We start from the raw sequence: 12,647 nt of genomic DNA, 5'->3' as shown, positions 1-12,647 counted from the left end.
CCGGGTTCTGGGGGAACGCAAGAAGAAAAAACACTGTTTTCCTTCGCGATGAACCCATCCCATGGAACTTTCCCCTGCCTACGCAAACACTCGCCTCACGGCAGTTGCTGCATCATGCCTTGCCGATATGACGAACACAAGTCAACGACCACCAACGCCGTTCGATAACGGCATGGCGAGCGTTGAGGATTGAAAAAAGACTTGCCTGGCAGGGTGTTAGCGGCCGTTATGCTTGGCCAGCAGGGCCGAGAGTTTCTCTTCCATGGTGGCGGGTGCCGGCTCGGCACGCTCGCGGACGGGCCCGGCGCTGGTGCCCGGCCCCTGCGACGAGGGCCTGCCCTTGGCGCCATCCTTCGGCTTGCCGTGGGCTCGGTCCTGAGAGCCTGCCCTGGCCGGCTTGCCGCGCCCCTTGGTGTTATGGCGCTCGTTCTGACGCCCCTGGGCCTTGCGACCTTGAGTGTTCCGCTTCTCGCCCTGCAGGCGGTCGAGCTTGCGGTGGGCGTGATCGGCCGACTGGGCATCCACCTTGCCGGCGGGCTGGCCGTCGAGATCGATGCGCTCGGCATCCTCGCGCACCGCCTTGAGATAGCGTGGCAGGTTGACGTAGCAGGCCAGCGCCCTGCGCACCAGCTTCTCGGGCCAGGGCTCACGGCTGGCCAGCACCTCGTGGATGCCGACCATCAGCGGGCGAGTATGGCCCTTGAAGAAGGCGGCGGGATAGCGTGCATACCATTCATCGAGCAGGGCCTGAGGAGAGGGAGCCTCGCTTTGGGTGGCGCCTGAATTGGCTGATCGCTCGATAAATCGAGCTCCTACATCGGAGCCGGATTTATCCGGCGATGCGGTCGCGATATATCTCGCGTCATCATCAGCAGCCGAAGCAGCAACATGACTGCCGTAGGAGCCGGATTTATCCGGCGATATCTGCGATGCGCCACCGTCTTCCTGGCGTGCCACAGGCCGCCGGCCGATCAGCGCGGAGAGGCCCTGGGAGCGACGCCCGGGGCGGAAACCGCCCTCGGCGGGCTCGCCGGCGGCCAGGCGTTCGTGGAGATGGCGGTTGTGGGCCTCCAGCTCACTGTTCTGCTCGTCGAGCTCGCGGCACTCCTCAATGAGTTCCAGGCGTGTGGCCTCGGCCTCGGCCAGTTGCCGCTCCAGTTCGGCGAGGCGCTGGGCCAGCTCGCCCTGCACGGCCTCGGCGTGGCGGCGCGCCTCGCGCTCGAGGGTCAGGCGCTCCAGCAGCGATCGAGTGCGCCCATCCAGGGCGTCCAGCAGCGAGTGTACGCGTTGCTCGGCCAAACCGGTCTCCTCCCGCAAGCTCTGTGATACAGGCATCGCCTTCAAGTCTGTGCCAGATGCGTGCCCATGACAAATGTCGTCGGGTGCCGACATCCTCGCGGCGCTAACCTTCGCGACGACGATACTCGACGAAGTCGTAGGCGGGCTGCCCCTCGGCGGGAGTGCCCGGCACGCGCTGGACCTCCTCCCACTCCGCGGGATCGATCTCCGGGAAGCGGGCGTCGCCCTCCACCTCGATATCCACCTCGGTGAGATAGAGGCGGCTGGCGTGAGGCAGGGCCTGGGCGTAGATGTCGGCACCGCCCATCACCATGATCTCCTCGACGCCATCGATGATCGCCTGCTGGTCGGCCAGGACCAGGGCGGAGGGCAGGTCGTGGCAGACCCGCACGCCGTCGTGGGCGAACCCGGTGTCGCGGGTGACCACGATATTGAGCCGCCCGGGCAGCGGCCGGCCGATGGACTGGAAGGTCTTGCGCCCCATCACCAGCGGCTTGGCCTGGGTCATGCGCTTGAAGAACTTGAGGTCCTCGGGCAGGTACCAGGGCAGCTGGTTATCGACGCCGATCACCCGCCGACGATCCATGGCGGCGATCATGGCCACTGGAACGAGGGTGTCATCGCTCAGGAGGTCTGACTGGTTCATACCGCCACCTCGGCCTTGATATGCGGATGGGGATCGTAGCCTTCGATGGCGATATGCTCGATGCCAAAGGCGAACAGGTCATCGATGCTCGGGTCGAGCACCAGCCGGGGGGCCGGTCGAGGGGTGCGGGCGAGCTGCTCCTCGGCCTGCTCCAGATGGTTCAGGTAGAGGTGGGCATCACCCAGGGTGTGGATGAACTCGCCGGGCTCGAGGCCCGCCACCTGGGCGATCATCTGGGTCAGCAGCGCGTAGCTGGCGATATTGAAGGGTACCCCCAGGAAGATATCGGCGCTGCGCTGGTAGAGCTGGCAGGAGAGCCGCCCCTCGGCTACGTAGAACTGGAACAGGCAGTGGCACGGCGGCAACTGCATCTCGTCGACCTGGGCGGGATTCCAGGCGGAGACGATCAGCCGCCGCGAGCGGGGATTCACCCGCAGCTGTTCGAGCAGACCCGCGATCTGGTCGACATGGCCGCCGCGCGGATCGGGCCAGCTACGCCACTGGTAGCCGTAGATCGGGCCGAGGTCGCCGTTCTCGTCGGCCCACTCGTCCCAGATCCGCACGCCATGCTCCTTGAGGTAGGCGATATTGGTATCACCGGCCAGGAACCACAGCAGTTCATGGAAGATCGAGCGGGTGTGCAGCTTCTTGGTGGTCAGCAGCGGGAAGCCGCGGGCCAGGTCGAAGCGCATCTGGTGGCCGAAGATCGAGCGCGTGCCCACCCCGGTGCGGTCGTCACGCTCGACGCCATGGTCGAGCACCTGGCGCATCAGGTCGAGGTAGGGCTGTTCCAGGGCGGGCAGGGTTTCGTCGGTCACGGTGTTCTCTGGCTGATGAATGCAGGGAGCGAATTCTAGCGTATCGCGCGATAAATCGCGCTGCTACGGGGTGCCGATACGGGCATCGACGGGCTGGCAGCGCGACCAGGCGATCAGCGCCAGGCCACCGGCAATCATCGGCAGCGTCAGCAGCATCCCCATGGTGAACCAGCCGAAGGCCAGGTAGCCGATATGGGCATCCGGCAGGCGGTAGAACTCGACCAGGAAGCGGAAGGCACCATAGAGTGCAAGGAAGAGTCCCGAGGCCAGGCCACGGCGGCGCGGGGTGGCGGTGACGAACCACAGCACCACGAACAGCACCGCGCCCTCCAGCAGCGCCTCGTAGAGCGAGCTGGGGTGACGCGGCTCGGGCCCGAGGCCGGGGAACGGCATGCCCCAGGGCATCTCGGTGACTCTCCCGGGAAGTTCGCGGTTGATGAAGTTGCCGATGCGCCCGGCGCCCAGGCCGATGGGCACCAGCGGGGCGACGAAGTCGGTAAGGGTCAGGAAGGCGAGTTGCTTCTTCCTGGCGAACCACCAGGCGGCCACCAGCACGCCGAGCAGGCCACCGTGGAAGCTCATGCCGCCATCCCACACCCGCACAATCCACAGTGGGTTGGCCAGCCACTGGTCGAGGCCATAGAAGAGCGCATAGCCCAGCCGGCCGCCCAGCACCACGCCCAGGGCCGCGTAGAACAGCAGGTCGCCGATGTCGTCGCGGGAAAGCCCGATGCGCGAGGCACGGCGCCGCCCCAGCCACCAGGCGGCGACGAAGCCCACCACGTACATCAGGCCGTACCAGTGCACCTGGAAGGGGCCGAGGGAGATCGCCACGGGGTCGATATCGGGATAGCTGAGCATGCGGAGTCCTTAAATCACGAAGGTCAGGCCGACGGCGGCCAGCAGGGCGGCGAAGGCCAGGCGCAGCACCTTGGCCGGCAGGCGGTGGGCGAGCCGCACGCCAAAGCGCGCGCAGGGGACGCTGGCCAGCACGATGCCGACCAGGGCGGGCCACATCACGAAGCCGGTGGCGCCGGCGGGAAGCTGCGGGTGGCCCCAGCCGACCACCGCGAAGGTGGCGGCACCGAACAGGGCGATGGGCACGCCGCAGGCGGCGGAGGTGCCCACGGCCTGGGTCAGCGAGGCGCCGCAGCGGGTCAACCAGGGCACGCAGAGGGTGCCGCCGCCGATGCCGAACAGCGCCGAGACGCCGCCGATCACCCCACCGGCGGCGGCCATCACCGCCCGCCCCGGCGCCTGGCTGCCGGGGCGTGGCCCGCGGGAGAGCGCCATGCGCGCGGCCATCACCAGCACGAAGACGCCGAACAGGGTGCCGAGGCTGCCGGCGGAGAGCCCGTCGGCGATGAAGACCCCGGCCACCGCACCCGCCAGCAGGCCGGGCAGCAACGCCAGGAACCACTGGCGATGGATGCTGCCACGGTGGTGGTGCCCCCAGGCCGAGGAGGCCCCGGTGACCACGATGGTGGCAAGCGACGTACCCACCGCCAGGTGCATGGTGACCTCGAGGGCCACCCCCTGCAGGCCGAAGGCGGCCACCAGCGCGGGCACGATGATCAGCCCGCCACCGACGCCGAACAGGCCGGCCATGGTGCCGGCGAGCGCCCCCAGCGCCATATATCCGAGGAAGAGCAGCAGCATGCTCATGGGGAACCGGGCTCCATCAGCCGCTCGGGCAGCCAGCGGGCCACCCGCTCGACCAGCTCGTCGGGGCGATAGGGCTTGGCCAGGAAGTCATCGAGGCCCGCCTCGGCGAAGCGACGGCGGTCGGCGTCGCTGGCGTTGGCGGTCAGCGCCACCAGCACGCTGCCGGCGGCGACCTGGCCCGCGCGCTCCTGCTCGCGCCAGCGCCGGCTCGCTTCCATGCCGTCCATGCCCTCCATGAAGATATCCATCAGCACCAGGTCGAAGCGCTGGCTCGCCTGCAGGGCGAGCGCCTCGGCCCCGGAGGTGGCGGTGGTGACCTCGAGGCCCTCGCGCTCCAGCACCTGGCGCGCCAGCATCAGGTTGACCGGGCCGTCGTCGACGATCAGCACCCGCCCGTGCCGCCCGGCCGCCGCGGGCGTGGCCGGTTCGCCATCGCCGGCGAGCCCCTCGAGCAGCTCGCCGAGGTCGGCCAGGCGCTCGCGCAGCTCGTCGGCCATGCAGCGCCCCGCCTCGGGGGTCGCCACACCCTCGGCGGTGAGCTCGTCCAGGCGCAGGCGCAGGCGCTGGAGTTCACGCCCCATCAGGGTCAGGTAGTCGGACTTGAGGCGCGACTCCTCGCGGGCCCGCTCGCGGCCGGCGGCCAGGCGCGAGACCCGACTCTCGCGCTGCTCCAGGCTCTCCTGCAGCTCGGCCACCTGGCGACGCAGCCGCTCCTCCTCGGCGCCATCGTCGACCGGCGGCGGCGCCTGCCCCGCGCCGGGGGCACCAAGCGCCTCGTCACCGCCGCGCGGCAGCCGACAGGGCTGCAACACCACCAGCACCACGTTGAGGCTCGAGGCCAGCAGCAACGCCATCAGCCACCCCTCGGGGGCTGCAGAGAACAGCATGAGGAAGGCCCCTGCCAGTAGTAGGAGCAGTTGCACCAGCAGGGCTAGCGCGATGAGGGGCGGCAGGCGCCGGGGGCGCCGAGGCTCGTCTCGCATCCGTCATCCTTGGCCGTGAACGAGGTCGAAGCTCGAGTGTACGCCGGCCCGCCCGCGCTGTCATCGCGCGCCCTTCCCCGCCCGGGGACGAGCCGCTAAGCTGGCCGCATGTGCCTGATCGCCTTCGACCATCGCCCCGGCGACGCCTGGCCGCTGCGCCTGGTGGCCAACCGCGACGAGTTCCACGCCCGCCCCGCCGCGCCCCTGGCCGCCTGGGACGACGCCCCCGAGATCATCGGCGGGCGCGACCTGGAGGCCGGCGGCACCTGGCTGGCGGTGCATCGCCGCGGCCGCTTCGCCGCGGTGACCAACGTACGCGACCCCGAACTGCGCGTGCCGGACGGCGCCCCCAGCCGCGGCGGCCTGGTGTATGACGCCCTCACCCACCCCGACCTGGCCGCCTGGCTGACGCGCCTGGAACGGGGCGAGGCGCTCCGCTACGCCGGCTTCAACCTGCTCGCCGGCGACGGCGAGCGGCTCTGGCACCTGCACCGCGGGCGTGAGGGCGTGGCCCTGCACGAGGTGCCACCCGGCACCCATGGCCTCTCTAACGCCAGCCTCGACACCCCCTGGCCCAAGCTGATCGAGGCCCGCCAGGGGCTCGGCGCCGCCCTGCGCCATGGCCGCTGGCCTGAGGATGCCCTGGCGCCCCTGGCCGACCCGCACCCCGCCGACGACCACGCCCTGCCGGACACCGGCGTCGGCCTGGCGCTGGAGCGCACCCTCTCCTCTCCCTTCATCGTCGGCGAGCAGTACGGCACCCGCGCCATGACCTGGCTCGGCTGGCATGAAAGCGGGCGCATGGAGATCGGCGAACGACGCTTCGGGCCGGGGGGAATCGCGCTCGGAGAGACCCGGCTCAGTCTCTAGGCGGCAACAGGTGGGCCAGCTCCCACTCGGCCATGCGCGCCTCGAGGTGGCGACGCACCTCGCCGGGGGAGTCGAGGCGCAGGGTCTGGGCGACCAGCGCCTCGGCGCTCTCCCGGGTGACGCGACGGATGGCGGCGCGCACCCGGGGCAGGCTGGGGGCGTTCATGGAGAGCGCATCGAAGCCCATGCCCATCAGCAGCAGGGCGCCGGCCGGGTCGCCGGCGAGCTCGCCGCACACCGAGATCGGCATGTCGAGCCGCTTCGATTCCCGGGCCAGGGTCGCCATGGCGGAGAGCACCGCCGGGTGGCAGGCGTCGTAGAGGTCGGCGACCCGCGGGTTGTTGCGATCCACCGCCAGCAGGTACTGGGTCAGGTCGTTGCTGCCCACCGAGAAGAAGTCGGCCCGCGCCGCCAGGGCGTCGAGCTGATAGAGGGTCGCCGGCACCTCGATCATCACCCCCACCCGCGGCCGCGGCACCGTCACCCCCTCCTCGCCCAGCTCGACGATGGCGCGCTCCAGCAGGCGCTGGGCGGCGTCGACCTCATCGACGTTGGTGACCATGGGCAGCAGCACCTGGAGGTTGTCGAGCCCCTGGGAGGCGCGCAGCATGGCGCGCAGCTGCACCATCAGCACCTCGGGATGGTCCAGGGTCACGCGGATGCCGCGCCAGCCGAGGAAGGGGTTGGCCTCCTCAATGGGGAAGTAGGGCAGGTCCTTGTCGCCCCCGATGTCCAGGGTACGCATCACCACCGGCAGCGGTGAGAAGCTCTCCAGCTGGTCGCGGTAGAGGCGGGTCTGCTCCTGCTCGCCGGGGAAGCGCTCGGTGACCATGAAGGGCACCTCGGTGCGGTAGAGCCCCACCCCGCTGATGCGCGGCTTGAGCTGAGCCACCGCATCCACCGCCAGGCCGGTGTTGACCATCAGCGGCATGTCGTGGCCGTCCGGGGTACGGCTGGGCAGGTGCTGCTCGTGCTCGAGCACCTCGGCGAGCGCCTGCTCCTCAGCGATCAGCCCCTCGTAGTGGGTCAGCAGCTCCGGGCCGGGGCGGACGAAGAGGCGGCCGCGGTGGCCATCGAGGATCACCCGCGCGCCGGAGAGGCGCGGCAGCGGCAGGTCGACCATGCCCAGCACCGTGGGGATGCCCATGGCGCGAGCCAGGATCGCCACATGGGAGGTGCTGGAGCCGCGCACAGAGACCAGGCCGACGAGCCTGTCCCGCGGCACCTCGCCAAGCAGCGCCACGCTGAGCTCGTCACCCACCAGGATGGTGCGCTCGGGATAGACGTCCGGGGTCTGGGGGGTCTCCTCCTGGAGGTGGGCCAGCACCCGGCGGCCCAGGTCGCGCACGTCGGCGGAGCGCTCACGCAGATAGTCATCGTCGACCCGTTCGAGGTACTGCACGTGGCGCTTGACCACGTCGGCCAGGGCCCCCGGCGCCCACTGCCCCTCGCGGATGCGCTTCTCCACCTCCTGGGAGAGCGCCGCCTCGCTGAGCATCTGCTGGTAGACCTCGAACAGCGCCAGCTCCTGGGCGGAGATGCGGTTGGCCAGGCGCTCGCCGGCGGCGCGGATCTCCTCGCGCACGCGACCGATCGCCTCCTTGAGGCGGGCGATCTCGTAGTCGACGTCGGTGGGGATCAGGTCCGGCACACTGTCGAGGTCGGCGGGCGGGGCGATCACCACCGCCTCGCCGATGGCCATGCCCGGCGAGGCGGCCACCCCCTTGAAACGCACCTGCCCCTCGAGGCTCGGGCGGGTCAGGTTGCCGGTGGCCAGGGCGTGGGCCAGCACCCCGGCCAGCTGCGCCGCCATGGTCACCAGGAAGGCCTCATCCTCCTCGCCGTAGCGACGCTTCTCGGCCTGCTGCACCACCAGCACCCCGAGCATGCGACGCTGGTGGATGATGGGCACGCCGAGGAAGCTGGAGTAGCGCTCCTCGCCGGTGGACTCGAAGTAGCGGAAGTGGGGGTGCGCCTGGGCATCCTCGAGGTTGAGGGGCTCCTCGCGGCGGGCCACCAGGCCCACCAGCCCCTCGCCGATGGGCAGGGCCACCTGGCCCACCGCCTGGGCGCGCAGGCCGATGGTCTCCATCAGCACCAGGCGATCGAGCTCCTCGTCGAACAGGTAGAAGGAGCAGACATCGGTCTGCATCGCCTTGCGAATGCGACGCACCATGGTGGAGAGCGCCGCCTCCAGGCTGCGGGCCCCGTTGACTTCCTGGATGATGCGGCGCAGGACCTCGAGCATGGCGCGCGTTTTTCCTGTTGTTATGCGACGTGTGTTGTGCGGCGTGGTGGTAGCGGCAGAGGCCACGACGGAAACGCCGTGCCCGGCCATGTGACTCCCTCACCCGGCCGGGGTTCGGCCCGACGGCGTGTCGGGCTCAGCCATGGCCCAGCGCCAGGCGCTGGGCCCGGGGCGAGAGCTCCTTCAGGGCGCGCCGGTAGACCTCGCGCTTGAAGGGCACCACCTGCCCTAGCGGGTACCAGTAGCTGACCCAGCGCCAGCCGTCGAATTCCGGCTTGCCGGAGAGGTCCATGCAGATGCGGCTCTCCTGGCACCGGATCCGCAGCAGGAACCACTTCTGCTTCTGGCCGATGCATACCGGCCGGGAATGCGTGCGTATCATGCGTCGCGGCAGGCGGTAGCGCAGCCAGCCCCGGGTACAGGCGAGTATCTCGACGTCATCGGCGGTCAGGCCGATCTCCTCATGCAGCTCTCGAAAAAGCGCCTGTTTGGGTGTCTCGCTCGCCTTGATGCCTCCCTGGGGAAACTGCCATGCGTTCTGCCCTACCCGACGCGCCCAGAGCAGCTGCCCCGCGTCGTTGGCGATGATGATGCCAACGTTGGGGCGAAAGCCGTCAGCGTCGATCACGGACTTCACCTTGTCTGAAACAGTATTACCGCCATTCTTCCACAAGGGCGCGAAGCGCATCAATACGCCTTCCGGCGCAGGATGCAGGGGGCCACGGCATCTGCCATAATCGCCGGCTTTCGCCACCTTCCTTCATCCGTCATCGCAACCCTGGAGTCGCCGTGAGCCTGGCCATCTTCGACCTGGACAACACCCTGCTGTCGATCGACAGCGACCATGCCTGGGGCGAGTTCCTGCTCGAGCAGGGCGCCGTCGACCCGGTGGCCTACCGCGAGGCCAACGACCGCTTCCTGGCAGACTACGAGGCCGGCACCCTGGACATCCATGCCTTCCTCGAGGTGGCGCTCCGCCCGCTGGCCGAGAACAGCCCTGAGCAGCTCGCCGCCTGGCACCAGCAGTTCATGGCCAGCAAGATCGAGCCGCATATCCTGGCCAAGGGCGAGGAGCTGCTGGCCCGCCACCGCACCCGCGGCGATACCCTGCTGATCGTCACCGCCACCAACCGCTTCATCACCGGCCCCATCGCCGAGCGCCTGGGGGTGGACGACCTGATCGCCGTGGAGCCCGAGATCGTCGACGGCCGCTATACCGGGCGCGTCAGCGGCACGCCCAGCTACCGCGAGGGCAAGGTGGTGCGGCTGGAGGCGTGGCTCGCCGACAAGGAGCACACCCTGGATGACGCCTGGTTCTACAGCGACTCCCACAACGACCTGGCACTACTGGAGCTCGTGGCGTACCCGGTGGCGGTGGACCCCGACCCCAGCCTGCGCGAGGTGGCCGAGGCCCGCGGCTGGCGCATCATCAGCCTGAGGGACTGAGCCGGCCTTCGGCCAGCTCAGCGCTGTAAGCTATACGCCGTAAGCTGTAAGTAAAGGCGCTTCGTGCCTTGAGAACATGAAAAACCCCGCTCAGGCATGGCCTGGCGGGGTTTTCTTACGGCTTAACGCTTACGGCTTACAGCTGGGGTTTAACCCAGCAGGTGCTCGACCGCGGCGCGCTCCTCGCGCAGCTCGTCTTCGGTAGCCTTCATCTTCTGCTTGCTGAAGTCGTCGAGCTCGAGGCCCTGGACGATCTCGTACTTGCCGCCCTGGCAGGTCACCGGGTAGGAGTAGATGATGCCCGGCTCGATGCCGTAGCTGCCGTCGGCGGGGATCGCCATGCTGACGATCTTGCCGTCGGTGCCCAGCGCCCAGTCGCGCATATGGTCGATGGCAGACGAGGCCGCGGAGGCCGCGGAGGAGGCGCCACGGGCCTTGATGATCGCCGCGCCGCGCTGCTGGACGGTGGGGATGAAGTCGTTCTCGTACCAGTCACGCTCGACCAGCTCGGGTGCCGGCTTGCCATCCACCTTGCAGTGGGCGATGTCGGGATACTGGGTGGCGCTGTGGTTGCCCCAGATGATCATGCTCTCGACGTCGGTGACGTGCTTGCCGGTCTTCTGGGCCAGCTGGGTCAGGGCGCGGTTGTGGTCCAGGCGGGTCATGGCGGTGAACTGGCCCGCGTCCAGGTCCGGCGCGTTGCAGGAGGCGATCAGGGCGTTGGTGTTGGCCGGGTTGCCCACCACCAGCACCTTGACGTCGCGGCTGGCGTTGTCGTTCAGCGCCTTGCCCTGGGCGGAGAAGATCGCCGCGTTGGCTTCCAGCAGGTCCTTGCGCTCCATGCCCGGGCCGCGCGGACGTGCGCCCACCAGCAGGGCGAAGTCGGCGTCCTTGAAGGCCACGTTGGCATCGTCGGTGGCGACGATGTCCTGGACCAGCGGGAAGGCACAGTCGTTGAGCTCCATGACCACGCCGTTCAGGGCGTCCATGGCCGGGGTGATCTCGAGCAGCTGCAGGATGACCGGCTGGTCCTTGCCCAGCATGTCGCCGGAGGCGATGCGGAACGCCAGGGAGTAGCTGATCTGGCCGGCGGCGCCGGTGATGGCAATGCGAACGGGGGCTTTCATGGGGGCTCCTTGGGTTGTCAACGCGTCGTTGTCACCGATGGGCGGTCCAGCCGGACCGCCGTGCAAACCGCCAAGATGGTATTCGTGCATTGCACAAAACTCAATTCTACATAGGGGTGAAGCCGGGCTATCGGAGTTAGCCATGCAGCGATAGCGAAAGGCGCCGGGGACAGGTCGAAGAGGGGGTCCTATGCCAGGGATGGCATCGGTAGCGCCCAGGGACGGGTTCACAGCGCCCCCTCGAAGGCCTGTCGCCGGGAAAGCCTTGAGCAGTGTTTCCATCTTCTAGTGCCGTCAGGGGTAAAGGGGATAGGGTGAGGGGTGCGACGACAAACGGCTGTATGAGGATGCCGGCCGGGAATAGTATGCTGGCGCCTTCATGCCCTGCTGATGGATCACGCCGCATGCCCCGCCGTCGCCTCCCGCCCCTGCCACCGCTGCTCGCCATCGGACTGGTCATCCTGCTGCTGGCCTGGCTGCTGCTCGGCGATATCCAGGGCTTCCGGGCCGAGCCACCCGAGGCCACGCCCGCCGCCGAGGAGCAGCCTCCGCGGGTGGAGGTCGCGACGCGCCACGCCGAGCCTTACGCCCCGACCCTGACCCTTCAGGGGGAGCTGGCTGCCCAGCGGGTGGTGGAGCTGCGCGCGCGCCAGACCGGCCGGGTGGCGGCACTGCCGGTGGCCGAGGGCAGCCGTGTGGAGGCCGGCGATGTGCTGCTGGAACTGGCCCAGGACGAGCTACCCCAACGCCTGGCCCAGGCACGGGACGACCTGACCCTGGCCCGGGCGGAGCTCGCCGGCGCCGAGTCGCTGCGCCGCCGCGAGCTGATCTCGCGCCCCGAGTACCTGCGCCTGCAGGCGGGCGTCAGCCGGGCCGAGGCCGAGCTCGCCGCCCTGGAGCGCCAGCTCGGCGACACACGCCCGCAGGCGCCCTTCGCCGGCACCCTGGACCGCCTCGAGGTGGAGACGGGCGACCTTGTGCAGGTAGGCGAGAGCTGGGGGCGACTGGTGGACGACTCCAGGCTGACCGCCGTGGCCTGGGCGCCCCAGCGTGACGCCCTGGCCCTCGCCGAGGGACTCCCCGCCGAGCTGCAGCTGCTGGACGGCTCGCGGCTTTCCGGCAGGGTGAGCCTGGTGGCGCGCCAGGCCGAGGAGGCGACGCGCAGCTTCCGGGTCGAGGTCAGCGCCGACAACCCCGAGCGCCGCCGCCTGGCCGGCGCCTCCGCCACCCTGGCGATCGCCCTCCCCGAGCGCCGGGTCCACCGCCTCTCCCCTGCCCTGCTGGTGCTGGACGACGCGGGCGGGCTCGCGGTTAGGCACCTGGACGCCGACGACCGCGTGGTGGAGAGCCCGGTGACCCTGGTGGACGCCGGCCTGGAGGAGGCCCGAGTCACCGGCCTGCCCGATCCGGTGCGGCTGATCCCCCTGGGCGCCGGCCTGGTGGGAGTCGGCGAGCGGGTCGAGCCGGTGCCGGCCGAGGAGGACGAGGCGAGCGACGCCACGCCCGCCGCGCCGTTCGGCGCCGCCGACGCGGAGGCCCCCTGAG

At 69.7% G+C, this 12,647-nt stretch carries 12 protein-coding genes; 3 read left to right on the top strand and 9 right to left on the bottom strand.

All coding sequences use genetic code 11. From position 1 onward, the window contains the following. Positions 1 to 216: 216 nt before the first annotated feature. The 6 genes from BLP95_RS07925 to BLP95_RS07900 all read right to left on the bottom strand — a co-directional run bounded on the left by BLP95_RS07925 (position 217) and on the right by BLP95_RS07900 (position 5,411). Positions 217 to 1,299 (bottom strand): ProQ/FINO family protein, encoded by a 1,083-nt coding sequence (locus BLP95_RS07925; protein WP_245678711.1) that lies wholly within the window; start codon positions 1,297 to 1,299, stop codon positions 217 to 219. 103 nt (positions 1,300 to 1,402) lie between these two features. Beyond that, positions 1,403 to 1,945: a dihydrofolate reductase gene (locus BLP95_RS07920; protein WP_089678011.1), complete on the bottom strand. Its 543-nt coding sequence runs from the start codon at positions 1,943 to 1,945 to the stop codon at positions 1,403 to 1,405. Beyond that, positions 1,942 to 2,715, bottom strand: coding sequence for a thymidylate synthase (locus BLP95_RS07915; RefSeq protein ID WP_245678717.1), 774 nt, complete (start codon positions 2,713 to 2,715; stop codon positions 1,942 to 1,944). The genes BLP95_RS07920 and BLP95_RS07915 overlap by 4 nt, the downstream gene beginning before the upstream one ends. Positions 2,716 to 2,826: 111 nt before the next feature. Further along, positions 2,827 to 3,624 carry a prolipoprotein diacylglyceryl transferase gene (gene lgt / locus BLP95_RS07910; RefSeq protein WP_089678007.1) on the bottom strand — a complete coding sequence of 266 codons (798 nt, stop codon included), beginning with the start codon at positions 3,622 to 3,624 and terminating at the stop codon, positions 2,827 to 2,829. A 9-nt stretch (positions 3,625 to 3,633) separates the two neighbouring features. Continuing rightward, positions 3,634 to 4,428, bottom strand: coding sequence for a sulfite exporter TauE/SafE family protein (locus BLP95_RS07905; RefSeq protein ID WP_089678005.1), 795 nt, complete (start codon positions 4,426 to 4,428; stop codon positions 3,634 to 3,636). Continuing rightward, positions 4,425 to 5,411, bottom strand: a complete 987-nt coding sequence (locus BLP95_RS07900; protein WP_089678004.1) for a response regulator — start codon at positions 5,409 to 5,411, stop codon at positions 4,425 to 4,427. The genes BLP95_RS07905 and BLP95_RS07900 overlap by 4 nt, the downstream gene beginning before the upstream one ends. Before the next feature lie 108 nt (positions 5,412 to 5,519). Between BLP95_RS07900 and BLP95_RS07895 the strand changes: the two genes are divergently transcribed. Then, positions 5,520 to 6,281, top strand: coding sequence for an NRDE family protein (locus tag BLP95_RS07895; RefSeq protein WP_089678002.1), 762 nt, complete (start codon positions 5,520 to 5,522; stop codon positions 6,279 to 6,281). Here BLP95_RS07895 and ptsP read toward each other — a convergent pair. Both ptsP and BLP95_RS07885 read right to left on the bottom strand, forming a co-directional pair. Then, the gene (gene ptsP, locus BLP95_RS07890; protein WP_089678000.1) at positions 6,271 to 8,529 is read right to left on the bottom strand and encodes a phosphoenolpyruvate--protein phosphotransferase; all 2,259 of its coding nucleotides are present in this window, start codon (positions 8,527 to 8,529) and stop codon (positions 6,271 to 6,273) included. The two genes, BLP95_RS07895 and ptsP, sit on opposite strands and share 11 nt — an antisense overlap. A gap of 136 nt (positions 8,530 to 8,665) precedes the next feature. Continuing rightward, entirely contained in the window at positions 8,666 to 9,157 is a 492-nt protein-coding gene (locus tag BLP95_RS07885; protein ID WP_023005566.1) for an RNA pyrophosphohydrolase, read from the bottom strand. Between the two features lie 161 nt (positions 9,158 to 9,318). On the opposite strand from BLP95_RS07885, the gene BLP95_RS07880 reads away from it, so the two are divergent. Continuing rightward, a complete protein-coding gene (locus BLP95_RS07880) occupies positions 9,319 to 9,975 on the top strand; it encodes a histidinol-phosphatase (protein ID WP_089677995.1) in 657 nt (218 codons plus the stop codon). A 149-nt stretch (positions 9,976 to 10,124) separates the two neighbouring features. Here BLP95_RS07880 and BLP95_RS07875 read toward each other — a convergent pair whose 3' ends face one another. Beyond that, entirely contained in the window at positions 10,125 to 11,102 is a 978-nt protein-coding gene (locus BLP95_RS07875; protein WP_089677993.1) for a malate dehydrogenase, read from the bottom strand. A 404-nt stretch (positions 11,103 to 11,506) separates the two neighbouring features. On the opposite strand from BLP95_RS07875, the gene BLP95_RS07870 reads away from it, so the two are divergent. Then, the gene (locus BLP95_RS07870; protein ID WP_089677992.1) at positions 11,507 to 12,646 is read left to right on the top strand and encodes an efflux RND transporter periplasmic adaptor subunit; all 1,140 of its coding nucleotides are present in this window, start codon (positions 11,507 to 11,509) and stop codon (positions 12,644 to 12,646) included. Position 12,647 lies beyond the last annotated feature (1 nt).

This window comes from Halomonas shengliensis (assembly GCF_900104135.1).
In the GTDB taxonomy this organism is placed as follows: Bacteria; Pseudomonadota; Gammaproteobacteria; order Pseudomonadales; family Halomonadaceae; genus Halomonas; species Halomonas shengliensis.
This window is presented reverse-complemented; position numbering and strand designations above follow the sequence as displayed.

Coding starts and splice junctions, on each gene's coding strand:
- ptsP (WP_089678000.1), bottom strand. CDS start 8,529: ATGCTCGAGGTCCTGCGCCGCATCATCCAGGAAGTCAACGGGGCCCGC.
- lgt (WP_089678007.1), bottom strand. CDS start 3,624: ATGCTCAGCTATCCCGATATCGACCCCGTGGCGATCTCCCTCGGCCCC.
- BLP95_RS07905 (WP_089678005.1), bottom strand. CDS start 4,428: ATGAGCATGCTGCTGCTCTTCCTCGGATATATGGCGCTGGGGGCGCTC.
- BLP95_RS07915 (WP_245678717.1), bottom strand. CDS start 2,715: ATGCGCCAGGTGCTCGACCATGGCGTCGAGCGTGACGACCGCACCGGG.
- BLP95_RS07870 (WP_089677992.1), top strand. CDS start 11,507: ATGCCCCGCCGTCGCCTCCCGCCCCTGCCACCGCTGCTCGCCATCGGA.
- BLP95_RS07895 (WP_089678002.1), top strand. CDS start 5,520: ATGTGCCTGATCGCCTTCGACCATCGCCCCGGCGACGCCTGGCCGCTG.
- BLP95_RS07875 (WP_089677993.1), bottom strand. CDS start 11,102: ATGAAAGCCCCCGTTCGCATTGCCATCACCGGCGCCGCCGGCCAGATC.
- BLP95_RS07900 (WP_089678004.1), bottom strand. CDS start 5,411: ATGCGAGACGAGCCTCGGCGCCCCCGGCGCCTGCCGCCCCTCATCGCG.
- BLP95_RS07920 (WP_089678011.1), bottom strand. CDS start 1,945: ATGAACCAGTCAGACCTCCTGAGCGATGACACCCTCGTTCCAGTGGCC.